The organism is Bradyrhizobium sp. Leaf396, from assembly GCF_001424605.1.
GTDB classification, from domain to species: domain Bacteria; phylum Pseudomonadota; class Alphaproteobacteria; order Rhizobiales; family Xanthobacteraceae; genus Bradyrhizobium; species Bradyrhizobium japonicum_C.
Genome location: NZ_LMQJ01000064.1, coordinates 72280 through 95673, shown reverse-complemented (window position 1 = coordinate 95673; position 23394 = coordinate 72280). Strand labels below are relative to the sequence as shown.

Below are 23394 nucleotides of genomic sequence, written 5' to 3'. Positions count from 1 at the left end.
CGCGAATTTATACCAACCGAGAGCTCCAGCAACCGGCCATTGCTGGGCTGCTACAACTTTGGGCGTTTGTGGAATCGACCGCCCCCTTGTGCCGGCCGGATGTGAGGCCCGCGGACTGCCATTTGGAGGAATAGGCAAGAAGACTCAAGGATCCGGCAACCGAGGTGCAACGGTCTGTGCCACCTTCGCGGTGTCAGGAAGGAGACATCACATGGCTAAAATCGCAATCGTCACCGGCGCGAGCCGCGGACTTGGTCGCAACATGGCGGTCAACATCGCGCGCAAGGGGAGCGATGTCATCATCACATACCGGAGCCGCGCAGATCTCGCGGAGAGCGCCGTTTCCGAGATCAAAGCGCTGGGACGCCGGGCCGTGGCCTTCCAGTTGGACAGTGCCAATGTCGCCAAATTTCCCGATTTCGCGCGAGCACTGAGCCAGACGCTGAAGGAGACATTCGGGCGCGAGACCTTCGACTACCTCGTGCACAATGCCGGCGACGGCCTTTTCGCTACGCTCGGCGAGACAACCGTGGCTCAGTTCGATCAGCAGATGAACCTGCACGTCAAAGGCGTATTCTTCCTGACGCAGGCTCTCTTGCCATTGATGGCCGACGGTGGCTCGATCGTGACCATCGGCAGTGGCCTGACGCGTGTCACCTACCCGGGCTTCGCCGTCTATACCATCGCGAAAGCCGCCGCCGACATGATGGCGGTCTGCATGGCCAAGGAACTCGGACCGCGCGGCATCCGCGTCAACAGCGTTGCGCCGGGTGCGATCGAAACCGACTTTGGTGGCGGTCTGGTGCGTGACAATCCGGACGTGAACAAGCAGTTTGCAGGCATGACGGCGCTGGGCCGCGTCGGCGTCCCCGACGATATCGGTCCGATGGTCGCGAGCCTGTTGAGCGAAGACAATCGGTGGGTTACGGGGCAACGGATCGAAGTATCGGGCGGTCAGATGATCTGAACGCCGGATATCTCTCGACGACCTGAAAGGCCGCTGCGCCAGCTTGCAGCCGCCTTTTGGGGCAGGATCAATGTGGCCTTCGTCCGTCTCGGGTGCAGATATCTCATCGTGAGCAGATTGGAACGGCGCCTGTCTGCCAAGGTTAGCTCTCCTTTGCCAGCAAGACAGGCCTGGGAATAGAGCATGACCGATCTTTCCATCGATGCCCGGCTCCTCGCTCCCGACAATGATCGGCACCGCGCCAATCTCCCGATCGCCGCCATTGCAGCGGCAATTCTCTTCGGGGGAGCGATGGCGCTGTCGGGCACGATCTCCTGGCAGCAGGGATTGTTGTTTCTCCTCGGCGGCGGCCTTGGCCTGACGCTCTATCATGCGCTGTTCGGGTTCACCTCGGCCTGGCGCGTCTTCATCGTCTCACGCAGAGGAGCGGGACTGCGCGCACAAATGGTCATGCTTGCGCTGGCGACAGCCCTGTTCTTTCCAGCGCTGGCGCACGGCTCGCTGTTCGGCAACGCCGTCCGTGGCGAGCTCGGCGCGGTCGGGGTGGGCATGTTGAGCGGAGCGTTCCTGTTCGGCCTTGGAATGCAGCTCGGCGGCGGCTGCGCCTCCGGAACGCTGTACACGGCCGGTGGCGGCAACACGCGCATGCTGGTGACGTTGGCGGCCTTCATCGCCGGTTCGACGATCGGTGCAATGCATTTGCCGTGGTGGAGCGAGCTGCCGAACGTCGGCTCGGTATCGCTGATCGACCAGCTCGGGTGGCTCCCGGCACTGCTGCTCTGCTGGGCCGCAATGGCCGCAATCCATCTGTTCACCGTCAGGGCCGAGCTCCGGCGGCATGGAGAGCTGGAGCCGGGAGCGCGGACGAAACTGCGCGGAGCACGCCGCTTTCTCCAAGGGCCGTGGCCCCTCCTGTGGGGCGCGGTCCTGCTCGCGATCGGCAATTTCGCCACGTTGTACCTCGCCGGGCGGCCATGGGGCATCACCTCAGCTTTCGCCCTTTGGGGATCGAAGATCCTGATGGGCCTTGGCATCGACGCCGCGTCATGGCCGTACTGGCAAGGCGCGCGCGCCGCCTCGCTCAACCAAAGCATCTTCGCCGACATCACCTCCGTCATGGATTTCGGTATCATCCTGGGAGCGTTGCTGGCCGCGGGTCTCGCCGGCAAGTTCAGCCCCACCTGGCGTATCTCGCCCCGCTCGCTGCTCGCTGCCGTCGTCGGCGGCCTGCTGCTCGGATACGGCGCGCGCCTCGCCTATGGCTGCAACATCGGCGCCTATTTCAGCGGAATCGCTTCCGGCAGTCTGCACGGCTGGTGCTGGCTGGTCGCGGCTTTCGTCGGCAACATCCTGGGAACGCAGCTTCGGCCGCTGTTCGGCCTCGCTGTCGAACGCTAGGCCTCCTGGGCCGCGCAGAACGCTGGCGTTTGGGATGCGAGCTATCGCATCATCATCCGAGCGATCGCTTCCCCAATCACCACCGTCGTGAAGTGCGTGTTGGCACGGCAGTCCGACGGCATGATCGAGGCGTCGGCGACACGCAGGCCGCTGAGGCCTTTCACCGTCCCATCAGGATTGACCACGCCGTCGGCATCACCAACGCCGCTCATGCGGCAGCTGCCTGCGGCATGCTGTATGTCGCCGGTCTCACGTCTCAGCACCGCATCGAGCTCGTGATCCGGCAGTGCCGCGGCCTGCGGCAGCGTGAGGTCCGTGTCGGCGAGCCGGATCCATTCGGCGATGCCTGACAGCGCCGGTTGCGAGGTGATCACAGCGAGGCGTCTCACCGCATCGATCATGCGGAGCATGTCGCGGGGGTCGGCCAGCATGTTCTCCTCGACGACAGGATCGATCGAAGGATCGGTCGAGGCCAGCTTGAGCGTGCCGCGCGAATAAGCGTTGAACAGGCCCGCGCCGATCGCGCCGGCGTTGCCAATGCCGCGATGGTTGAACGCGATCAGGATCATGTCGCGCTTGCCGCCATCGGCGAGGCCCGACGAATAGGTCACACAGCAATTGGTGTGGCGCGTGTCGGGATCGGTGGGACGAAGCTCCTCCCGGAGCTGGATCGTGGCGCGAAACAGCGGATGGTCGAAGAAATGCTTGCCGACCGGCAGATCGCGCGCGACCGCGATCCCCATCGCCTTCAATTCCCCGGCGGGTCCGATGCCGGAGCGCAGCAGGATCGCCGGGCTGTGGATGGCGCCGGCGCACAGCACGATCTGGCGCGCGCTGATGTCGCTGGTACCCTGCCCCTCGATGCGGACGCGGACGCCGGTCGCCCTTCCGTCGCTGATCAGCACGCGCTCGACCAGCGCATGCCCGCGGATCTCCAGATTGGCGCGGCCGCGCGCGGGCTCGAGATAGCCCTCATTGGTGGTGATGCGGCGGCCGTCGCGGCTGTTGATGGGATAGCAGGCCACGCCCTCGCCGTCCGGGCCGTTGACGTCGGCACACCAGGGATAGCCGCTCGCCAGCGCCGCGTCGCGCAAGCCGCGGTCGATCGGGCCCCATTTCTCGGTGGGCGCGCGATACACTGGCAACGGCCCGCCGCGGCCGTGGCCCGCGGCGTCACCGAACTCCAGATCGTCCTCGATCACCGAGAACAGCGGCATCACCTCCTTGGCCGACCAGCCGGTGCAGCCATTGGCGGCCCATTCGTCGAAGGCATCGGCAACGCCGCGGATGGCGATCTGGCCGTTCATCATCGACGAGCCGCCGAGGCCCTTGCCGCGCCAGTAGAAGCGCGGCTCCTGCCCGGCCACGCGGCGCGTCAGCAGATCGGGCCACTGCCATTTCTCTTGATACTCGCGCTTGTGGATGATCGGGATGGGATTTGGCGTCCTCACCTCCCAGGGCGCTTCGTCGGCGCGCCAGTCGAGGCCGGCTTCGAGCAGCAGCACGCGGCGTGCGGGATCTTCGGAGAGCCTTGCGGCCACGGCGGCGCCGGCGGAACCGCCGCCGACAACAATGACATCGTACATCGCGTTACTTCTCAACGTTCCAGAACACCGGGATGGCGGACGGTATCAGACCGCGCAAGGTCGCGCGATAGGCGGCGGGCTGCGCGAACTGGCCCCACGGGATTCCGGGAGCCTGTTCGTACATGACGGCCTGGATCTCGGCCGCGATCTTCTTGCGGTCCTCCTCGGCGGGCGCCTTGGCGAAGGCTTCCAGCAATGGCGTGATGCGCGCATCGCATTGCCAGCCGGTGAAGTCTGCGCAGTTGAAGGCGACCATGACGTTCGTCAACGGGGAGCCGAGATCAAAACCGCCGGCGTGAACGCCATAGACGCTCCAGCCCTCCTTCTTGGCACGCCGCGCCAGCACGCTCGCCCAGTCCATTACCTGCAGATCGACATTGAAGCCGGCGGCCTTCAAGCGCTCGGCCAGCACCTGTGCCGAGACGCGCGGGGCTTCGAGATCATTGGCCTGCATGACGACGACGGGCTCGCCGGCATATTTGGTGGCCTTCAGCGCAGCCTTCGCCGCATCGATCGACGGCTTCGCCGCGGCCTCGGTGCCCGCTTTGCTCTCATAGGTCGTGCCGCAGGTGAAGAATGTCGCGCATGGCGTGGCATATTTGGCATCGAGCCCGAGCGCATCAAGCACTTCGCGCTGGTCGACCAGCTTCCACAGCACGCGCCGGATCTCGGGGTCGTCGAACGGTTTCGACGCGGCGTTGAGGCGGTAGGCGCCCGCAAACATGTTGCCGCCGGTGAAATTGAGCAGCTTCACGCGCGAGTTCTTCTCCAATTGCGGCAACAGATCGAACGGCGCGTATTGCATGAAATCGACTTCGCCGGCCTGGAGCGCAGAGGCTGCGGTTGCACCATCGGGAATGACGCGGATCTCCAGGCTATCGACGTTCACGCGCTTGCCGCCGGCGAGGAAGTCGGCCGGCTCTGGACGCGGCACATAGTCGGCGAATTTCTTCAGGATCATGCGGTCGCCGGTGCGGTGATCGGCCTTGCTGTAGACGAACGGGCCGGAGCCGATGATCTCGGTGATGCGTTGGTCGCCCGGTGTCTTGGCGATGCGCTCGGGCATCATGAACGCGACGGGGCTGACGGGATTGCCGAGCGCGTCGATGACGAGCCCGGATGGCTCCTTCAGCGTCAGCACGAAGGTCTTGGCATCGATCGGCTCCAGCGACACGGTGATCGCAAAGATGCGGCGACCGAGCGCGCTGCGGGTGCCCCACCGACGCAGCGAGGCCACGCAATCGGCTGATGTGACCGGCTGGCCATCATGCCACTTCAGGCCGTCGCGCAGCGTGAAACTGTAGGTCAGTCCATCGGGCGAGACCTTCCAGTCCTGCACCATTTGCGGCCTGACGTCGCCCTTGGAGTCCTTCGCAAACAGCGTGTCGAACACCATGTAGCCAAACGTGCGCGAAATATAGGCCGTGGAGAAATGCGGATCGAGCGTCACGATCTCCGCTTCCAGCACGGCGACGAGATTGCCCGCCGCATGCGCAGGCGCCGCCAGCGCCAAAGCGAGCAGCGCCGGGATGAGGGACTTGAGTCTGAACATCGGTTTCTTCTTGCCTTCTCGCGACACGGTTACGGTCGCCAGCAAAAAGCAATGTTCGTGCCCATACGGCCGCAGCACGTATGCGCTCAAGACTATCAGCCACGCGTTTGCACGATGCGGATGGAAGCGCGCGGCTGCCACTTCTCGTCATTGCGAGCGCAACGCGGAAAGTTGCCCTGCTGGGCCGGGCTCCATTCTCCTGGCAGTCCGCATGGCGTGGGTCCCGGCTCTGCACGGCAGCGTTGCAAGCTGCAGCGCGTCCGGGACACGCGACCACCTACCCGATCCCCCGACCGAACTTGTTCGACTTCGGAAAACCCTTCGGCGGCAGGCGGCCGGCATCGGCGCGGGTGCCCTGCCACTCGGCGAGTTCCTTCATGGTCGCCGAGAATTCACGGCCCGCCGAATCCTTCCAGGTCAGGCCCGTCTTGGAATCGAATACCGCAACATCCGAAAGGCCGCCGTCCTTGTACTTCTGCAGGCGCACGCCGCGGCCGCGGGCCATCTCCGGCACCTGGTCGAGCGGGAAGACCAGCATCTTGCGATTCTCGCCGATCACCGCGACGGTGTCGCCGGTCACCTCGGTGATCGCACGCGCCTCGTTCGGCATGTCGACGTTGAGGACCTGCTTGCCCTTCTTGGTGGTGCCGACGCAATCGTCCTCGTTGACGACGAAGCCCTGGCCCTCATGGCTCGCGACCAGGAACTTGCGTCCGCCCTTGTGGACGAACAGCGCGACGGGCGCGGCCTCCTGCTCGAGGTCGATGAACAGGCGGATCGGCTCGCCATGGCCACGGCCGCCCGGGAGCTTTGCGACGTCGAGCGAGTAGAACTTGCCGTTGGTGGCAAACAGCAGCAGCTTCGAAGTGGTCTCGGCAAAGAAGGCAAAGCCGAGCCTGTCGTCCTGCTTGAAGGCAAGGCCCGAGAGATCCTCGACATGCCCCTTCATGGTGCGGATCCAGCCCTTGTCGGAGACGACGACCGTCACCGGCTCGCGTTCGACGAAGGCCTCCTCGATCGCGGCGAGATCGTGCTCGGGCGCATCTGCAAATGTGGTGCGGCGCTTGCCGAGCGGCGTCTTCGGTCCGAACATCTCTCGGACCTTGCCGACCTGCTCGCTGACCTTCTTCCACTGCTCGGGCTCGGAGGCCAGCAGGGCCTGGATGCCCTTCAGCTCCTTCCGCAGATCCTTGTCCTCGGTGCGGATCTCCATTTCCTCGAGCTTGCGCAGATTGCGCAGCCGCATGTTAAGGATGGAGTCGGCCTGCAACTCGGTGAGCTTGAACGCCTTGATCAAGGCCGGCTTCGGCTCGTCCTCGTTGCGGATGATCCGGATCACCTCGTCGATGTTGAGATAGGCGATCAGCAGACCACCGAGGATTTCGAGCCGGTGCTCGATCTCGCCCTTGCGGTAGTTGGTGCGGCGGATCAGGACGTCGCGCAGATGATCCAGCCATTCGCGCAAGGCTTCCGCGAGGCCGACCACCTTGGGGATGCGCCCCTTGATCAGGACGTTGAGATTCAGCGGGATCTTGTTCTCGAGCTCGGTCAGCCGGAACAGCGATTCCATCATCAGCGCGGGATCGACGTTCTTGGACTTGGGCTCGATGACGAGGCGGACGTCCTCGGCGGATTCGTCGCGGACTTCACCAACCAGCGGCAGCTTCTTCTGGTCGAGCAGTTCGGCGATCTTCTCGACCATCCGCGACTTCTGCACCAGGAATGGGATCTCGGTGACGACGACCACCCAGGTGCCGCGCGCACCCTCTTCCTGCTGCCATCGCGCGCGGACGCGGAACGAGCCGCGCCCCGTCGTATAGGCCTCCGCGATCGCCTGCTTGGAATCGACGATGATGCCGCCGGTCGGGAAGTCCGGTCCCTTGACCCATTTCAGCAACGCCTTGGATTTCGCGTCGGGCTTCTCGATCAGATGCAGCGCGGCATCGCAAAGCTCTGCGGCGTTGTGCGGCGGGATCGAGGTGGCCATGCCGACCGCGATGCCCTGTGCGCCGTTGGCGAGCAGGTTCGGGAAGCCGCCGGGCAGCACGACGGGTTCTTTCGACTGGCCGTCATAATTGGCGCGGAACTCGACACCGTCCTCATCGATGCCGTCGAGCAGAAGCCGCGCGACGTCGGTCATGCGCGCTTCGGTGTAACGGTAGGCGGCGGGATTGTCGCCGTCGATGTTGCCGAAATTGCCCTGGCCGTCCACCAGGGGGTAGCGCGAGGAGAAATCCTGCGCGAGGCGCACCATGGCGTCGTAGATCGCCTGGTCGCCGTGCGGATGGAACGAGCCCATCACGTCGCCGACGATCTTGGCTGACTTTTTGAACGCCGTGCCCGGGTCGAGCCTCAGCAGGCGCATGCCGTAGAGGATGCGCCGGTGCACCGGCTTCAGGCCATCGCGCGCATCCGGCAGCGCGCGATGCATGATGGTGGAGAGCGCATAGGCGAGATAGCGCTCTTCCAGCGCTTCACGCAGCGGCACCTCGTGAATTTCGGCCGGTTCCTCCGGCGGAACGATTCGTTTTCCCATGCCGTCCGGTTAAACCCTCGGCGCAAATCGGGCAAGACGCGAATCAGCCCTGCAAGCGAGCTTCCCGCGGCTGGACGCTGGAATTCGCCGGGAAGAGCCCAGACGGACAGTCTAGGGTGCCGGCAGCGATGCCCTTGCCTGCTGCCGGATCAGGGCATTGATGAAGCCGGCGCGCGCATCGGAATGGCCCTGTCCCCGCGGCTCCAGCACGTGGCGCAGCAGGAACAGGCCGGTGAGCCGAAAGCCGTCCTGGAGATCCTGCTCGGTGAGATCGCTCGCAGCTTCGCCCTGACGCAGGAATGGGGGCAGGCGCAACAGCCGGTCGCGCCACGGCTCGCCCGCGCCGCGCGACACCGCACCGCCGGATTTCGGCGAGACATAGATCAGGTCCGTGGTTTCGCCGGTCACCGCACAATTCTCCAGCGCCAGGCCGAAGCCGAGCTCGGCAAGCATCGCCAGCTCGAAATGGATGACGTGCACGGCGGCGCCGCCGATGTCGTCGAAATCGTCGAGCGAATGTTCGAGCAGCGCGAAGATCTCCTCGTGTGGATCGCGCTCCGGAAGGAGGCGCGCAATCGAGGCGAGATGGGTGATGCCGTAGACACCGTGCGAGGTTGTCAGCAGGTTCGCCGCGCGCAGCTTCAGCCCTTCAATGGTGTAGGTGCCGAGGTGCTCGTCGAGCCGCGCCCGCCACACCGCGCTGACGCTGTTCCCGGGTTGCAGCAGCGGCCGCATCCGCGAACTGGCGCCGCCGCGGACCAGGCCGAGATGCCGGCCGTGCCCGCGCGTCAAGAGCTCGACGATGGCGCTGCTCTCGCCATGCCGCCGCACGCCCAGCACGATCCCTTCGTCGGTCCATTCCATGAGGGAAGCTTAGCGGATTTCTATGAGGGGTGCAGTGCCCTCCCCGTCATTCCAGGGCGAAACATCCCCGGGGTGAACGCTAGGCGTTGAACCAGCCCTGCGCGTCGCCGGTGAAGGAGAAATAGAGGCCCATCGTCGTCAGCGCGCAGGAGACGATCTCGATCGCGCTGTCCAGTGCCAGGCCCTTTTCGCCGATGATCTGACCGAGCGAGATCACCGACAGCACAAGCGCTGCCGTGAGCACCCAGCGTGGCCAGTTCTTGCGCCCATGCGCAGCCAGACGGACGAAATAGACCAGCAGCAGGATCATGCCACCGGCAAGCAGAGTCTCGGTCATGATCATCTGCTCGGTCATTCCGGCGTTGGGCGTGCGGTCATGCACCGCGACCGACAGGGCATCCAGCATCAAAGATGCATAGAGCAGCGCTTCGAAGCGCCGGACATTGCTGGGCACGCTCATCGGTGATCTGTCTTTTCTCGGTTATTCCCTCGGGAAGTCCAGGCCCATCTCGCGATAGCGATCGGGGTCGTCGCCCCAGTTCTCGCGCACCTTGACGAACAGGAACAGATGCACCGGGACGTCCAGGATCTGCATCAATTCCTTCCGAGAATCCGCGCCGATCGACTTGATGGTGGCGCCACCCTTGCCGAGCACGATCTTGCGCTGGCTCTCGCGCTCGACGAAGATCGTCTGCTCGATGCGCACCGACTTGTCCTTGCGCTCCTCCCACTTGTCGGTCTCGACCGTGGACTGGTAGGGCAACTCCTGGTGCAGCTTCTGATAGATCTTCTCGCGCGTGATTTCGGCCGCCAGCTGCCGCATCGGCGCGTCCGACATCTGGTCCTCGGGGTAGAGGAACGGGCCCGGCGGCACCATTTCCGCGAGCGTCTTGCGGATGTCGTCGACGCCGTCGCCCGAGATCGCCGAGATCATGAAGGTCCGCACGAACTTCATGCGCTCATTGGCGGCTTGCGCCAGGGCCAGCAGCTTCTCGCGCTGGACCAGGTCCACCTTGTTGATGACGAGGATCTTCTCGTGATTGACGCTGGACGCCTTGGCGAGGATCGCCTCGGCCTCCTCGTCGATCCCGGTCTTGGCGTCGAGCAGCACGCAGACGAGATCGGCGTCGTGCGCCCCGCTCCAGGCGGTGGAGACCATGGCGCGGTCGAGCCGGCGCTTGGGCAGGAAGATGCCAGGCGTGTCGACCAGGATGATCTGTGCATTGTTCTCGATGACGATGCCGCGGATCAGCGCGCGCGTGGTCTGCACCTTGCGCGAGACGATCGTGACCTTGGCTCCGACCAGCGCATTGACGAGCGTGGACTTGCCGACGTTCGGCGCGCCGATCAGCGCAACGAAGCCGCAGCGCGTCGCGGTGGGGGCCTCGCCGCTTGCTTCAGCCGTCATTGCTGCCGCCAACGCCTTCGCGTTCGATCATGACTGAAGCCGCCACCTTCTCTGCCGCCCGCTTGCTGCCGCCGATGCCTTCGGCCGGGGCCAGTCCCGGCAGATCGACAGCGACGCGGAACTGCGGATCGTGATGCGGGCCGGTGCGCTCGACCTCGCGATAGACCGGCGTCGGCAGCCCTTTGCCTTGCGCCCATTCCTGGAGGACGGTCTTGGGGTCTCGCAAGGGACGACGCGGCTTGTGCATGCGCTCGGTCCAGTTGCGCCTGACGAATTCGGCTGCCGCCGCATGACCGCCGTCGAGGAAGATGGCGCCGATCACGGCCTCGCAGATGTCGCCGAGGATGGACTTGCGCAGGCGCGCGTCGGCGCTGGAGCCGACCGAGCCGAGCTTGATGTCGTCGAGCAGACCGAGCGACTTGGCGACTTCGGCGCAGCTTTCCTTGCGCACGAGCTCGGCAAGGCGCTTGGACAGCTCGCCCTCGTCGGCGTTCGGGAATGCATGATAGAGCATGTCGGAGACGACAAGCCCCAGCACGTGGTCGCCGAGGAATTCCAGCCGCTGATAGCTGTCGCCGCGCTTGCGTCCGGACTTCAGCGCCGAGACATGCGTGATCGCCTGCATCAACAGGTTCGGGTCAGTGAAGCTGTGGCCGATGCGCGCCTCGAGCAATGCGCTCGCATCCGTGCTCTTGGCCTTGCTGCTCCGCGCCCGCTTCTTCTTCGCGGGCGTCTTGTTTGCAGCCGTCCTGGTCGCAGCTTCCCCCTCGGGGCCAGCTTGCGCCTCGACCGGTTGGCTCACGATGTCCTTGGCTTCATCTTTCATCGGACGATTTTGAAGAAGCGATTCCAGCGCACGGCCCAGGGCCAGCGCCAGAACATCCAGGCATGCTCGCCTTCGGCGATGGAGAAGAAGATCATCTGGGCGCGGCCGATCAGATTCTCCTGCGGCACGTAGCCGACCTGGCCGAGGAAGCGGCTGTCGGTGGAGTTGTCGCGGTTGTCGCCCATCATGAAGAAGTGGCCCGGCGGCACGTTATAGACGTTGGTGTTGTCCATGTAGCCGTTGTCGGCACAGTCCAGCGTCTCGTAGGACACCCCGTTCGGCAGCGTCTCCTTCCAGCGCTTCACCCGGGAGATGCCGCCGCCTTCCGAACCGCAAGGGTCTTCCCCGACATATTCGCTCATTCGCTGCCGCTCGACGGGCGCGTCGTTGATGTAGAGCAGACCGTCCCGCATCTGGATGCGGTCGCCGGGAAGACCGATCACGCGCTTGATGTAATCGGTGGAATCGTCCTTGGGCAGGCGAAACACCACGATGTCGCCGCGGTTGGGATCCGAGCCCCAGATCCGGCCCGAGAACAGGTTCGGCGAGAACGGGATCGAATAGTGGCTGTAGCCGTAGGAATATTTCGAGACGAACAGATAGTCGCCGACCAGCAATGTCGCCTTCATCGAGCCGGATGGGATGTTGAAAGGCTGAAACAGGAAGGTGCGGATCACCAGCGCGATCAGGAGAGCGTGAATCACGACCCGGATTGTTTCACCGACGCCGCTCTCAGTTTTCGTTCCTGAAGTCACGCTCATTGCTCTCTCAATTCCGGCCGGCGGTCACAGAGCGCCCTCCTGGCGCGAACAGCCCTTTGCTTCGCGGCCCATGGAGATTGTCCTGATTCTGATAGTGAGGGCCAATTCCGGCGTAAAGCCGAATTCGCCCAGGCTGATTTGCGTCCGCGGACTTTTAGACGGTTGTCGCAGGCCACGCAATCAAGGATCGCATCAAAACTGAATAAGGCGTTGATTTTACATATGAATTATAAAATCGAACGGATGACGTCAGGGCTTTGCCAGCGGCACGGCGGAAATGATGACGAAGGCCTGCGCCAGCGGCCAGTCGTCGGTGATCGAAAGGTCGATCCGCGCCTCGAACCCCTCCGGCGTCAGGGCCTGAAGCCGGGCCAGAGCGCCGCCGGTCAGTTGCATGGTCGGCCGCCCGCCGGGCAGGTTGACCACCCCCATGTCGCGCCACCAGACACCGCGCCTGATGCCGGTACCGAGCGCCTTGGAGCAGGCCTCCTTGGCGGCGAAGCGCTTGGCGTAGGTCGCCACCACCATCTTCTCGTTCTTGGCGCGCCGCTCCGCCTTGGCCCGCTCGGCCGCGGTGAAGATGCGGTCGAGGAAGCGCTCGCCGTGGCGCTCGATCACCCCGGCCACGCGGGTGATGTCGATCAGATCGGAGCCGATGCCGATGATCATGCCCGGCTCCGGCCGCGGTCCATCGCCGCCCGCATGCTGCGCACGGTCTCTGCCAGACCCACGAAGAGCGCCTCGCCCATCATGTAGTGGCCGATATTGAGCTCCATGATCTCAGGCAGCGCCGCGATCGTCTCCGCCGTGGCATAGTCCAGCCCGTGCCCGGCATGGACCTCGAGCCCGGCGGACTTCGCCAGTCTCGCACCGGCGACGATCCGCCGCCATTCGGCCTCGGCCTTGTCCGTGCGGCTCTCGGCGACGGCGTCGCACCAGGCGCCGGTATGGATCTCGATCACGGGCGCGCGCAGCCGTGCCGCCATCTCGATCTGGGCGGGATCGGCCGCGATGAACAGCGAGACCCGGATGCCCGCATCGGTCAGCCGCGCGATATAGGGTGCGAGCGCGTTGTGCTGGCCGACCACATCCAGCCCGCCCTCGGTCGTCACCTCCTGGCGTCGCTCCGGCACCAGGCACACCGCGTGCGGCTTGGTGGCGAGTGATATGCGCAACATGTCCTCGGTCGCAGCCATCTCGAAATTGAGTGGCCCCGAGATCTCGGCCTTCAGCCGGGCCATGTCCTCGTCGCGGATGTGCCGGCGATCTTCGCGCAGGTGCGCGGTGATGCCGTCGGCGCCGGCCTCGATCGCCAGCAACGCGGCGCGCACCGGATCCGGATTGCGGCCGCCGCGCGCGTTACGGAGGGTCGCGACATGGTCGACATTGACACCGAGGCGGAGCGGAGCTGCGGGCATTTCAGGACTCACGAAGTGACATTTCCCAACTCGTCATGCGCGGGATCGACCTGCGCATCAGGTCAAGCCCGGCAACGACGAGCATCATCCATTAACACGTTCGACGCGGGCAACGACAGCCTTTGCGCGCAGCTGGGCCAGGATCGCGCTCAGATGCTTCAGATCGTAGACTTCGAGATCGATCGTCGTCTCCGTAAAGTCAGGCGAGCGGCGCTGCATGCTGATGTTGTCGATGTTGCCGTCGTGCTCGGCGATCACGGTCGCGATCTGCGCCAGCGCGCCGGGCTCATTGACGTTCTCCACCCTGATGCGGGCCGGAAAGCGCTGCGGCGCGGAGTCTTCGATGTCCCAGCGGACGTCGAGCCAGCGCTCCGGCTCCTCCTCGAAATCCTTCAGCGCGGGCGCCTGGATCGGATAGATCGTGATGCCCTCGCCCGGCGTGACGATGCCGACGATGCGATCCCCTGGCACGGCGCCGCCGTTCGGCGCGAACTTCACCGGAAGGTCGGAATTGATACCGCGGATCGGGATCGCAACCGGGCTGCGCGGCTCCGAGGATTTCTCCTTGAGCTTGGCCGCAAGGCCCTTCTTGACCCCGTAGCGCGCGATGCGCTCCTCCTTGTAGTCCGGGTACATCGCACGTGCGACGTGCGACGCCTTGATCTCACCGCGGCCCACCGCCGCCATGACGTCCTCGATCGAGGTGCGCGCGAGCCGCGGCAGCGCGCCTTTGAGCTTATCGTCGGCATATTCGATCTTGGCGCGTTCGAACAGGCGCTCGACGATGCGCCGGCCGAGGCCGACATATTGATCGCGCACTGCGGTGCGCGTGGCGCGGCGGATCGCGGCGCGGGCCTTGCCGGTGACCGCGAGCGTCTCCCAGGCCGACGGCGGCGCGGATTGCGCCTCCGAGGTCAGCACCTCGACTTCGTCGCCGTTCTGGAGCTCGGAGGACAGCGGTGCGAACTTGCCGTTGATCTTGCAGCCCACGGCGCTGTTGCCGACGTCGGTATGCACCGCATAGGCGAAGTCGATCACGTTGGCGTGGCGCGGCAGCGCGATCAGCTTGCCCTTGGGGGTGAAGCAGAACACCTGGTCGTGGAACAGCTCGAGCTTGGTGTGTTCGAGGAATTCCTCCGGATTGGCGCTCTCGGAGAGGATGCCGATTGTGTGGCGCAGCCAGGCGAACGCGTTCGACTCGCGCTTGAGGTATTCGGTCGGCGAGCCCACGCCTTCCTTGTAGAACACGTGCGCGGCGATGCCGCGCTCGGCGATCTGGTCCATCGCCTCGGTGCGGATCTGGAGCTCGACGCGCTGGTTGCCGGGGCCGATCACGGTGGTGTGGATCGAGCGATAGTCGTTCTGCTTCGGCGTCGAGATGTAGTCCTTGAAGCGCCCCGGCACGACCGGCCAGGTGGTGTGGACGATCCCGAGCGCGCGATAGCAGGCCTCGACGTCGTTGACGACGAGGCGGAAGCCGAAGATGTCCGACAATTGCTCGAAGCCGACCGACTTGCGCTCCATCTTGGTCCAGATCGAGAACGGCTTCTTGCGGCGGCCATAGACCCGCGCCCCCAAGCCCCTGTGGCGCAGATTGTTGGAGAGTTGATCCTCGATCTCGCCGATCAGGTTGCGGTTGCGCTCGGCGAGCGCGTCGAGCCGCTGCATCACGACCGAATAGGCTTCGGGATCGAGAGTGCGGAAGGACAGATCCTCCAGCTCCTCGCGCATTTCCTGCATGCCCATGCGCCCGGCCAGCGGCGCGTAGATGTCGAGCGTCTCCTCGGCGATGCGCCGGCGCGATTCCGTCGGCACGAAATCCAGCGTGCGCATGTTGTGCAGGCGGTCGGCAAGCTTCACCAGGAGGACACGGACATCGTCGGCAATGGCCAGCAACAATTTCCGCAGGTTCTCGGCCTGCTTGGCCTCGCGCGAGACCAGCTCGAGGCGCTTCAGCTTGGTCAGTCCCTCCACGAGTGCGCCGATCTCCGGCCCGAAAATCTGATCGATCTCGGCCCTCGTCGCCTCGGTGTCCTCGATCGTGTCGTGAAGCAGCGCGGCCACGATGGTGGCGTCGTCGAGCTTCATGTCGGTGAGAATCGCCGCCACTTCGAGCGGGTGCGAGAAATAAGGATCGCCCGAGGCCCGGGTCTGCGAGCCGTGCGCCTTCATGGCGTAGACATAGGCCCGATTCAGCAGGTCTTCGTCGGTGTTGGGATTGTAGGATCTGACGCGCTCGACGAGGTCATATTGACGCATCATGCGCGCGCGGGGCCTGGCCGGGCGCGCGACCGGCGCAGTCGGGGCCACTGCAACCGATTCGGTTGCGGCCTGCATCTGCGTGGATCTGCGGCGCCGATATACCATCCCATCCTGCCTTCAACGGACCGTGCCCCGACCCGTTGCACACATCCTAGCTCCGATCGCCCGCGTGTCCGATCAATTCAGTGACAGGAACGGAGCGCCAACCGACAAGCTATGGTAACCACGAAAACGTCAACAAAAGCAAAGGCCCGAACGAGGGTTCGGGCCTTTGATCAGATCACAACAAATCGATGGACGCGACGGAGGAATTACTCGTCTTCCTCGGGCTGCTCCTCGGGAGGCGCAAGGCCTTCCAGACCCTTCAGGAGCTCCTCTTCGGTCATGCGCTCCACGGCGACTTCGGTATCGTCCGCATCGACGCTGGCACCCGCGGAACCGATCAGCGGCACCGCATCCGGCTCCGGCTCATCCACCTCGACGAACTTCTGCAGCGAGTGCACCAGCTCCTCGCGGAGGTCCTCCGGCGAGATCGTCGTCTCGGCAATTTCGCGCAAAGACACAACAGGGTTCTTGTCGTTATCGCGGTCAACCGTTAGTTGTGAACCGGATGAGATCATGCGGGCGCGGTGGGCGGCCAGCAGGACCAAGTCAAACCGGTTGTCGACCTTGTCGATACAATCTTCTACGGTGACGCGAGCCATGGACTGTCGCTCCGTTGTGGGTGGGACGAAATATGTGGATGATTGGGGCTAGTTATAGGGGCCGGGAGGGTTTCGCAAGGCCAATTTGTGATTTGGCCTCGCCAAACGGCTCTGCTAACCCCACATTGGGGCTGGGACGGGTGATATTCGGGGCTGCCATTGAGGGCGGCCCCAAGTCTATGCAGGTCCGCCATAACTATACCTTGATTGCCCCGACTTCTCCGGACGTGCGGTTTCGACGGATTTTTGCAGCACTCTAGAACTGCGCGGCTTGCTGTTGCCGCGCCAACAAAAAACGATCAATCACGGCTACTACGCGAGCAAACTGAATGTCACCTTCTTCGACCAACAAGATCGCGCTCTTCATCGATGGGGCCAATCTCTACGCAACCGCGAAAACTCTGGGCTTCGACATCGATTACAAGCGCCTGTTGAAGGAGTTTCAGAGTCGCGGGACGTTGTTGCGGGCGTTCTACTACACCGCGATCATCGAGGACCAGGAATACTCCTCCATCCGCCCCTTGATCGACTGGCTGGACTACAACGGCTACACCGTCGTTACCAAGGCGACCAAGGAATTCATCGACGCTTCCGGCCGGCGCAAGGTCAAAGGCAACATGGACATCGAACTCGCTGTGGATGCCATGGAGCTCGCCGAGCATATCGACCAGATGGTGCTGTTCTCCGGTGACGGCGACTTCCGCTCCCTTGTCGAGGCCGTGCAGCGCCGCGGCGTGCGCGTCACCGTGGTCTCAACCATCGCCAGCCAGCCTCCGATGATCGCCGACGAGCTGCGGCGTCAGGCCGACGTCTTCACCGACCTTGTCGAGCTGCAATCCAAGCTCGGCCGCGACCCGTCCGAGCGCCCCGCCCCGCGTGACCGCGGCGAGCGTGGCGAACGCCACCATGCCCCGCAATTCCTCCAGCGCGCGACCACGATGGCGCCGAGGGGCGATGACGACTTCGAGGAGTGAGGCGGCACGGTCAGCCCCCCAGCCTCTCGAGGTCGTTCCCGACCGTGACTGCCCGCTCTGTCCGCGCCTGCTCGCCTTTCGCGAGGCGAACCGCGCGCGCGAGCCATCCTGGCACAATGCACCGGTTGCCCCCTTCGGCGACATCAAGGCGCGTCTTTTGATCGTCGGCCTCGCGCCGGGGATGCAGGGCGCCAATCGCACCGGACGGCCGTTCACCGGCGACTATGCCGGCGACCTGCTCTACGCGACGCTGCTCGAATACGGCTTTGCAAGGGGTACCTATCGGGCGCGTCCAGATGACGGCCTGAAGCTGGTCGATTGCCGGATCGCCAATGCGGTGCATTGCGTGCCGCCGCAGAACAAGCCGCTGCCGATCGAGATCAACACCTGCCGCCGGTTTCTTGTGGCGAATCTCGCGTCGATGCCGAACCTTCGCGCGATCATCGCGCTCGGGCGGATCGCGCACGACAGCGTGCTCAAGCCGCTGAACCTGAAGGGCTCGCAGGCCCCGTTCGGCCACGGCGCGGTGCATCAGGCCGGCGGGCTCAGGCTCTATGACAGCTATCATTGCTCGCGCTACAACACGAACACCGGCGTGCTGACGCCGGACATGTTCCGGCGCGTGTTCGCGAAGGTGAAGGCGGACCTCGATTAGGCTTTGATGCCGTCGGCTGGATTGGCCCTCAGCCAGTCCAGCACGTCCGCGGCGTTCCGGTCGGGCGGAAACACCGGATAGAAGACATGCGTGATCCTGGCGTCGTCGATGATCAGCGCCAGGCGCTTGATCAGCGTCAGGCCTGCAACCTCCATGGTCGGCAGGTTCAAGGCGCGCGTGAGCGCCAGCTTCTCGTCCGACAGCACCGGAAAGGGCAGATGCAGGCGCGAGGCCATCTCGGTCTGATATTGGTTGCTCTGGGTCGAGAGGCCGAACACGTGTGCGGCACCGGCGGCTTTCAGCTCGGCGTAGAGATCGCGAAATGCGCACGTCTGCGGCGTGCAACCGCGCGCCCCTGGGATCATGTCCCAATCGTCGACCAGCGCGATCTTGCCCGGCTCGCCGGTGCGGGGATAGGCGAACACGACGGTGCGGCCGCGCAGCGCCGATAGGCTGACCGATGTGTCGTCGGTCGCGAGCAGGTCGATCGGCGGCAGCGGCATACCCTTCAGATGCGCGGCGCCGCCGTCGTCGGAGGGCGCGGGAATCTGGCTCCAATCAACTTCGAGCAGGTTCCGTTGATTCATCGGCTCATCCCCTCGCCCGCATCAGCCGTCCCTTCTCCCGGCTCCAGTCGCGCTTCTTCTCGGACTCGCGCTTGTCGTGCAGCTTCTTGCCTTTTGCAACCGCCAGCTGCAGCTTGGCACGCCCGCGCTCGTTGAAATAAAGCTTGAGCGGGATCAGCGTCATGCCCTCGCGGTCGACCGCGCCCATCAACTTGTTGATCTGTCGGCGGTGGAGCAGCAGTTTGCGCGGCCGCTTGGGCTCGTGGTTGAACCGGTTCCCCTGAAGATATTCGGGAATGGTCGCATTGATCAGCCAGATCTCGCCGTTCTTGGAATCGGCATAGGACTCCGCGATCGTGCTCTTGCCGTTGCGGATCGACTTCACCTCGGTGCCGGTCAGCGCAATGCCCGCCTCGATCGTGTCCTCGATGGCATAGTTGAAGCGGGCCTTGCGATTTTCCGCCATGACCTTGATTGGACGTTCGTTCTTATCGGCCATCACGGACAAACCTGATTGAGATGCGCGCGGATCCTAACAGTCAGGATGAAGCGCGCGCGTCACTTCTTGAGGAGATCGCGGATCTCGGTCAGAAGCTCGACCTCGGCGGTCGGCTTCGGGGGAGCGGCGGGTGCCGCCTCTTCGTTGCGCTTCAGCGTGTTCACGGCACGGATCACCAGGAACAGCACGAAGGCGACAATGACGAAGTTGAGCGTCAGCGTGAGGAAGCTCCCCCAAGCCAGCACGGCGCCTTGCTTTTTGGCATCAGCTAAGTTGGTGGCGGTGACCGCCTTCGACAAGGGGGTGAAATAGTTCGAGAAGTCGAGGCCGCCGGTCACGGCGCCGATGATCGGCATGATGACGTCGCCGACCAGCGAGTTGACGATGGCACCGAAGGCCGCGCCGATGATGACGCCGACCGCCAGGTCGACGACGTTGCCCTTCATGGCGAACTCTCGGAACTCCTTGAGCATCCGCCTACCCTTTTCCTCGACCGCGCTCATGAGACGCCCCCCGGAAAAGCCAGCCTCTCAGTTGATCAGCCCCGCGTGCACCATCGCGCTGCGCACGGCAACGCGGGTCGGCTCGGACACCGGTACCATCGGCAGCCGCAGCGTCTCCTCCAGCTTGCCGAGCAGCGACATCGCGTACTTGACCGGCGCCGGATTGCTCTCGATGAAGAGGTTGTTGTGCAGCGGCATCAGCTTGTCGTGGATCGCAAGCGCAGCCTTGGTGTCGCCCTTCTGCCAGGCTGCGTGGAATTCGGAGCACAGGCGCGGCGCGACGTTCGAGGTCACCGAGATGCAGCCATGGCCGCCATGGGCCATGTAGCCGATGATGGTGGCGTCCTCGCCCGAGAGCTGGTTGAAGTCCTCGCCCATGGCCGCACGCTGCTGCGACACGCGGACCATGCTGGCGGTGGCGTCCTTGACGCCGGCGATGTTCTTCAATTCCCAAAGCCGCTTCATGGTATCGACCGACATGTCGATCACCGAGCGCGGGGGGATGTTGTAGATGATGATCGGAATGCCGATCGCGTCGTTGATCGCCTTGAAGTGCTGGTACATCCCTTCCTGGGTCGGCTTGTTGTAGTAGGGCGTGACGATCAACACGGCATCCGCGCCCGCCTTCTCGGCGTGCTGCGACAGTTCGATCGCCTCCTGGGTCGAGTTGGAGCCGGCGCCCGCGATCACGGGCACGCGGCCCTTGGCTTCAGCGATGCACCATTCCACGACCTTCTTGTGCTCGTCATGGCTGAGCGTCGGGCTCTCGCCGGTGGTACCGACCGGGACGAGGCCATTGGTCCCCTCCGAAATCTGCCAGTTGACCAGAGAGCGGAACGCCGCCTCGTCCAGTGAGCCGTTCTTGAACGGCGTAACCAAGGCGGTGAACGACCCCCGGAACTTCGTCTTGGCTGCCATGGACTTCCTCCGTACGCGGCGATCTCTTGAGCAAGCCCCATTCATATCGGGTCTGTCCCGCCGGTAAAAGGGCCGCTGCCCTGTGACGCACCGTTTAGGCCGCGATTTTGCCGCGGTGATGGTGCAAATCGGCCCGAGGTAAGCGGCTGTTGGTATTTTGTCCGCATATTCAATCAAATACAGCTAGATCTTGGTCTTGGGCCACTTGACTGATTCGGGGCGACGAAACGCCGTGATCTCCCTCCCTCGCGCCGCATGGCGATACCTCGGCCTGATCGTCTCCCTGATGGCAGGGCTGTCGGTCGGTTGCGCTGCCTTGGCCAAGTCCAATGACACGACCGCGGAGGCCAGCAAGAACTCCGTGAAGCCGGCTGGGAAGGACTCGTCCAAGGGAACCGGCAAGGAAACGCCGAAGGATACGGCCAAGGGCGCGAGTAAAGGGGCGGCCAAGGACGCCACCAAGAACGCAGGCAGGGAAGCGGCGAAGGGCAAGTCCAAGCCCGCGGCAGCGCTTACGCCCGCGGCAGCCACCAAACCCGCGGCCGCTGCCAATCCCGCGGCGGCATCGAAACCAGCAGCGCCCAAGCCTGCGGCCGCGCCAAAGACGCATCCAGCTGCCAGCAGTTCAGCCCCCAAAGCCGCGGCCGCTCCGGCTTCGACGGCGACCATCAGACCGACCGCCCCGGCGGCGGTTGCCAAACCGCTCGCGGCTCCCGTGCTGGCCCCTGCGACCCGCCAGCACGCAGCACCGCGCAAGCCGGCCATGCCGGCCGCGGTCGCAGCGACCTCGTCGACGTCGCAAGCCGACAAGGACACGCTGGAGAACGTCATCGAGCTCGTGCGCAAGCGCAAGGCCGCCGACGCCACCAACCATGCCGCCTCGATCGCGGATCCGGTTGCGCGGAAGCTCGCGGAATGGATCATCCTGCGCAGCGACGACAATGGCGCGACGGTGGAACGCTATCGGGCCTTCCTCTCCGCCAATCCGAGCTGGCCGTCGCAAACCTTCCTGCGCCGGCGCCTCGAGGCTGCGATGTGGGACGACAGGCGCGACGCTTCGGTCGCATGGTCGTGGTTCGAGAACGAGTCCCCGATCTCCGCCAAGGGCCGCTTCATGCTCGCCAAGGCGATGCTGTTACGTGGCGACCGCGCCAATGCCGAGCGGCTGGTGCGCGATGCCTGGCGCAGCGATCCGATGTCGGAGGACACCGAGAACAATGCGCTCGACCAGTTCGGCGCCCTGCTCACGCCGGGCGATCAGAAAGCGCGGATGGACACCCTGCTCTACGGCAGCGAGACCGAGGCGGCGCTCCGCGCCGCAAAGCGCCTCGGGGCAGGCTATGTGGCGCTTGCAAGGGCCCGCATCGCCGCCGTCAAGAAAGCGCCGAACGCGCGGGCGCTGCTCGACGCGGTGCCGCGTGAGCTGCACAATGACACCGGCTACATCTTCAGCAAGATCCAGCTCCTGCGCCGCGAAGAGAAGTTCACTGAAGCCGCCCAGCTGATGCTGTCCGCGCCGAAGGATCCGGGCCGCCTCCGCAATCTCGACGAATGGTGGATCGAGCGGCGCCTTCTGGCGCGCAAGATGATCGACACCGAGGAATTCCGCAGCGCGTACCTGATCGCGCGCGATGCGGCACTGCCCTCGCGCGACATCTACAAGACGGAGCAGGAGTTCACCGCGGGCTGGATCGCGCTGCGCTTCCTCAACGATCCCGCGACCGCCGCCCAGCACTTTGCGCGGATCGGGGTCGGCAGCGTCAATCCGACCGCGCTGGCGCGCGCCGGCTATTGGCAGGGCCGCGCCGCGGAAGCAATGGGCCGTCATCAAGAGGCGCGCAACGCCTATGCGAGAGCCGCCGAGCAGTCGACCAGCTATTACGGCCAGCTCGCCCGCGCCAAGCTCGGCCTGCCGCAGATCGAGCTCAACAGCCAGCCGCGCGGGCGCGGCGCCGAGCGGCTGGAGATCGTGCGCGCTGCGCAGTTGCTCTATGAGCTCGACGAGCGCGAGCTGGCGGTGCCCATGCTCGCCGACATGGGGGAGAATGGCGACCCGGAGGCGCTCGCCGGCCTCGGCGAGCTCGCCCAGCGCTACAGCGACGCGCGCGGCATGCTGCTGCTCGGCAAGGCTGCGCTCAATCGCGGCCTGCCATTCGACTTCTACGCCTATCCCGTCAACGGCATTCCGCAGTTCACGCCGATCGGCCCCGAGGTCGAGCGCAGCATCATCTACGCGATCGCGCGGCAGGAGAGCGCGTTCAATCCGCGTGTGGTTTCGCCGGCGCAGGCCTATGGACTGATGCAGGTGACCCCGGACGCCGCCCGCTACGTGTGCAAACGCCACGGCGCGACATACGACCTGGGGCGGCTGAAGAACGATTCGGTCTACAACGCCACGCTCGGCTCGGCCGAGCTCGGCGGGCTGCTCGAGGACTATCGCGGCTCCTATATCATGACCTTCGCCGCCTATAATGCCGGCCGCGGCAGCGTGAAGAAGTGGGTCGAGCGTTACGGCGATCCGCGCAACCCGAAGGTGGACGCGGTCGACTGGGTCGAGCTGATTCCGTTCTCCGAGACGCGCAACTACGTGCAGCGGATCATGGAAAACCTTCAGGTCTACCGCGCCCGCTTCGGCGGGGGCACGCGCCTGCAGATCGAGGCCGATCTGCGCCGCGGCGCGGTCAGCCTGGAATAGTAGCGGTTCCCTCTTTCACTTCGCAGCCCCGGAGCAAGGGCGGCAAGCGCCCGACTGGTCGTGAGCTGAACCGGCGAAACCTGTCCAGCGGTCGGCGACCTTCTGCTTACGCCTGCTCGACGGGTCTCTCGAGCGGCGCGGCGGCCACGGTTCAATCAGCATTTCGGCCGAGACCCGCCGCGCGACAATGAAGGCGGCGGCTGCAGCTCGCGATCCATGAGGCGCTGGCATGGCCGGGCCGGCAACGCTGCATCCCTGCTCGATGCATCTCGGTCGACAGGACTTGCACGGATCCCCTCTCC

Annotated in this window: 21 protein-coding genes; 5 read left to right on the top strand and 16 right to left on the bottom strand. The window is 64.8% G+C overall.

Annotated features, from left to right (window positions below; translation table 11 throughout):
- Positions 1-211: 211 nt before the first annotated feature.
- The gene (locus ASG57_RS31785; protein ID WP_057198858.1) at positions 212-967 is read left to right on the top strand and encodes an SDR family NAD(P)-dependent oxidoreductase; all 756 of its coding nucleotides are present in this window, start codon (positions 212-214) and stop codon (positions 965-967) included.
- Positions 968-1150: 183 nt separating this feature from the next.
- On the top strand, positions 1151-2365 hold the full coding sequence (locus ASG57_RS31780) for a YeeE/YedE family protein (protein ID WP_057198857.1): 1215 nt from the start codon (positions 1151-1153) through the stop codon (positions 2363-2365).
- Positions 2366-2406: 41 nt separating this feature from the next.
- Here ASG57_RS31780 and ASG57_RS31775 read toward each other — a convergent pair whose 3' ends face one another.
- From ASG57_RS31775 to rpoZ, 12 genes are all read right to left on the bottom strand, one after another.
- On the bottom strand, positions 2407-3951 hold the full coding sequence (locus ASG57_RS31775) for a GMC family oxidoreductase (protein WP_057198856.1): 1545 nt from the start codon (positions 3949-3951) through the stop codon (positions 2407-2409).
- A 4-nt stretch (positions 3952-3955) separates the two neighbouring features.
- Positions 3956-5503 carry an ABC transporter substrate-binding protein gene (locus ASG57_RS31770; protein ID WP_057198952.1) on the bottom strand — a complete coding sequence of 516 codons (1548 nt, stop codon included), beginning with the start codon at positions 5501-5503 and terminating at the stop codon, positions 3956-3958.
- Between the two features lie 277 nt (positions 5504-5780).
- The gene (gene parC / locus ASG57_RS31765) at positions 5781-8039 is read right to left on the bottom strand and encodes a DNA topoisomerase IV subunit A (protein WP_057198855.1); all 2259 of its coding nucleotides are present in this window, start codon (positions 8037-8039) and stop codon (positions 5781-5783) included.
- A gap of 111 nt (positions 8040-8150) precedes the next feature.
- Positions 8151-8903: a DNA repair protein RecO gene (gene recO, locus ASG57_RS31760; RefSeq protein WP_057198854.1), complete on the bottom strand. Its 753-nt coding sequence runs from the start codon at positions 8901-8903 to the stop codon at positions 8151-8153.
- 79 nt (positions 8904-8982) lie between these two features.
- Complete coding sequence (locus tag ASG57_RS31755; protein ID WP_024341128.1) at positions 8983-9363, bottom strand: hypothetical protein; 381 nt, start codon at positions 9361-9363, stop codon at positions 8983-8985.
- Between the two features lie 21 nt (positions 9364-9384).
- Positions 9385-10311 (bottom strand): GTPase Era, encoded by a 927-nt coding sequence (gene era / locus ASG57_RS31750; RefSeq protein WP_057198853.1) that lies wholly within the window; start codon positions 10309-10311, stop codon positions 9385-9387.
- Positions 10301-11137 (bottom strand): ribonuclease III, encoded by an 837-nt coding sequence (gene rnc / locus ASG57_RS31745; RefSeq protein WP_024341126.1) that lies wholly within the window; start codon positions 11135-11137, stop codon positions 10301-10303. Before rnc ends, era begins: the two co-directional genes overlap by 11 nt.
- Entirely contained in the window at positions 11134-11898 is a 765-nt protein-coding gene (lepB, locus tag ASG57_RS31740) for a signal peptidase I (protein WP_024341125.1), read from the bottom strand. The genes rnc and lepB overlap by 4 nt, the downstream gene beginning before the upstream one ends.
- Before the next feature lie 249 nt (positions 11899-12147).
- Positions 12148-12567: a holo-ACP synthase gene (acpS, locus tag ASG57_RS31735; RefSeq protein ID WP_024341124.1), complete on the bottom strand. Its 420-nt coding sequence runs from the start codon at positions 12565-12567 to the stop codon at positions 12148-12150.
- The gene (locus tag ASG57_RS31730; RefSeq protein WP_057198852.1) at positions 12564-13316 is read right to left on the bottom strand and encodes a pyridoxine 5'-phosphate synthase; all 753 of its coding nucleotides are present in this window, start codon (positions 13314-13316) and stop codon (positions 12564-12566) included. The genes acpS and ASG57_RS31730 overlap by 4 nt, the downstream gene beginning before the upstream one ends.
- Positions 13317-13400: 84 nt before the next feature.
- Positions 13401-15683 (bottom strand): RelA/SpoT family protein, encoded by a 2283-nt coding sequence (locus tag ASG57_RS31725; protein ID WP_057198851.1) that lies wholly within the window; start codon positions 15681-15683, stop codon positions 13401-13403.
- Positions 15684-15889: 206 nt separating this feature from the next.
- Positions 15890-16282: a DNA-directed RNA polymerase subunit omega gene (gene rpoZ, locus ASG57_RS31720; RefSeq protein WP_024341121.1), complete on the bottom strand. Its 393-nt coding sequence runs from the start codon at positions 16280-16282 to the stop codon at positions 15890-15892.
- 329 nt (positions 16283-16611) lie between these two features.
- On the opposite strand from rpoZ, the gene ASG57_RS31715 reads away from it, so the two are divergent.
- Positions 16612-17256 carry a LabA-like NYN domain-containing protein gene (locus tag ASG57_RS31715; protein WP_024341120.1) on the top strand — a complete coding sequence of 215 codons (645 nt, stop codon included), beginning with the start codon at positions 16612-16614 and terminating at the stop codon, positions 17254-17256.
- A complete protein-coding gene (locus ASG57_RS31710) occupies positions 17237-17911 on the top strand; it encodes a uracil-DNA glycosylase (RefSeq protein ID WP_024341119.1) in 675 nt (224 codons plus the stop codon). Before ASG57_RS31715 ends, ASG57_RS31710 begins: the two co-directional genes overlap by 20 nt.
- On the opposite strand, the gene ASG57_RS31705 is transcribed toward ASG57_RS31710, so the two are convergent.
- The 4 genes from ASG57_RS31705 to dapA are packed head-to-tail and all read right to left on the bottom strand — an operon-like array spanning position 17908 to position 20397.
- The gene (locus tag ASG57_RS31705) at positions 17908-18498 is read right to left on the bottom strand and encodes a peroxiredoxin (protein ID WP_057198850.1); all 591 of its coding nucleotides are present in this window, start codon (positions 18496-18498) and stop codon (positions 17908-17910) included. The two genes, ASG57_RS31710 and ASG57_RS31705, sit on opposite strands and share 4 nt — an antisense overlap.
- Before the next feature lie 4 nt (positions 18499-18502).
- Positions 18503-18976, bottom strand: a complete 474-nt coding sequence (gene smpB, locus ASG57_RS31700; RefSeq protein ID WP_024341117.1) for an SsrA-binding protein SmpB — start codon at positions 18974-18976, stop codon at positions 18503-18505.
- Positions 18977-19035: 59 nt separating this feature from the next.
- Entirely contained in the window at positions 19036-19449 is a 414-nt protein-coding gene (mscL, locus tag ASG57_RS31695; protein WP_057198951.1) for a large conductance mechanosensitive channel protein MscL, read from the bottom strand.
- A gap of 57 nt (positions 19450-19506) precedes the next feature.
- Entirely contained in the window at positions 19507-20397 is an 891-nt protein-coding gene (dapA, locus tag ASG57_RS31690) for a 4-hydroxy-tetrahydrodipicolinate synthase (protein WP_057198849.1), read from the bottom strand.
- A 232-nt stretch (positions 20398-20629) separates the two neighbouring features.
- Here dapA and ASG57_RS31685 point away from each other — a divergent pair, with 232 nt between their 5' ends.
- A complete protein-coding gene (locus ASG57_RS31685; protein WP_156402875.1) occupies positions 20630-23092 on the top strand; it encodes a transglycosylase SLT domain-containing protein in 2463 nt (820 codons plus the stop codon).
- The last annotated feature ends 302 nt before the right edge of the window (positions 23093-23394 follow it).

What these genes read in the sequence shown, in the direction of transcription:
- ASG57_RS31785 (WP_057198858.1), top strand. Translation starts at nt 212, where the DNA reads ATGGCTAAAATCGCAATCGTCACCGGCGCGAGCCGCGGACTTGGTCGC.
- ASG57_RS31780 (WP_057198857.1), top strand. Translation starts at nt 1,151, where the DNA reads ATGACCGATCTTTCCATCGATGCCCGGCTCCTCGCTCCCGACAATGAT.
- ASG57_RS31775 (WP_057198856.1), bottom strand. Translation starts at nt 3,951, where the DNA reads ATGTACGATGTCATTGTTGTCGGCGGCGGTTCCGCCGGCGCCGCCGTG.
- ASG57_RS31770 (WP_057198952.1), bottom strand. Translation starts at nt 5,503, where the DNA reads ATGTTCAGACTCAAGTCCCTCATCCCGGCGCTGCTCGCTTTGGCGCTG.
- parC (WP_057198855.1), bottom strand. Translation starts at nt 8,039, where the DNA reads ATGGGAAAACGAATCGTTCCGCCGGAGGAACCGGCCGAAATTCACGAG.
- recO (WP_057198854.1), bottom strand. Translation starts at nt 8,903, where the DNA reads ATGGAATGGACCGACGAAGGGATCGTGCTGGGCGTGCGGCGGCATGGC.
- ASG57_RS31755 (WP_024341128.1), bottom strand. Translation starts at nt 9,363, where the DNA reads ATGAGCGTGCCCAGCAATGTCCGGCGCTTCGAAGCGCTGCTCTATGCA.
- era (WP_057198853.1), bottom strand. Translation starts at nt 10,311, where the DNA reads ATGACGGCTGAAGCAAGCGGCGAGGCCCCCACCGCGACGCGCTGCGGC.
- rnc (WP_024341126.1), bottom strand. Translation starts at nt 11,137, where the DNA reads ATGAAAGATGAAGCCAAGGACATCGTGAGCCAACCGGTCGAGGCGCAA.
- lepB (WP_024341125.1), bottom strand. Translation starts at nt 11,898, where the DNA reads ATGAGCGTGACTTCAGGAACGAAAACTGAGAGCGGCGTCGGTGAAACA.
- acpS (WP_024341124.1), bottom strand. Translation starts at nt 12,567, where the DNA reads ATGATCATCGGCATCGGCTCCGATCTGATCGACATCACCCGCGTGGCC.
- ASG57_RS31730 (WP_057198852.1), bottom strand. Translation starts at nt 13,316, where the DNA reads ATGCCCGCAGCTCCGCTCCGCCTCGGTGTCAATGTCGACCATGTCGCG.
- ASG57_RS31725 (WP_057198851.1), bottom strand. Translation starts at nt 15,683, where the DNA reads ATGGTATATCGGCGCCGCAGATCCACGCAGATGCAGGCCGCAACCGAA.
- rpoZ (WP_024341121.1), bottom strand. Translation starts at nt 16,282, where the DNA reads ATGGCTCGCGTCACCGTAGAAGATTGTATCGACAAGGTCGACAACCGG.
- ASG57_RS31715 (WP_024341120.1), top strand. Translation starts at nt 16,612, where the DNA reads ATGTCACCTTCTTCGACCAACAAGATCGCGCTCTTCATCGATGGGGCC.
- ASG57_RS31710 (WP_024341119.1), top strand. Translation starts at nt 17,237, where the DNA reads ATGACGACTTCGAGGAGTGAGGCGGCACGGTCAGCCCCCCAGCCTCTC.
- ASG57_RS31705 (WP_057198850.1), bottom strand. Translation starts at nt 18,498, where the DNA reads ATGAATCAACGGAACCTGCTCGAAGTTGATTGGAGCCAGATTCCCGCG.
- smpB (WP_024341117.1), bottom strand. Translation starts at nt 18,976, where the DNA reads ATGGCCGATAAGAACGAACGTCCAATCAAGGTCATGGCGGAAAATCGC.
- mscL (WP_057198951.1), bottom strand. Translation starts at nt 19,449, where the DNA reads ATGCTCAAGGAGTTCCGAGAGTTCGCCATGAAGGGCAACGTCGTCGAC.
- dapA (WP_057198849.1), bottom strand. Translation starts at nt 20,397, where the DNA reads ATGGCAGCCAAGACGAAGTTCCGGGGGTCGTTCACCGCCTTGGTTACG.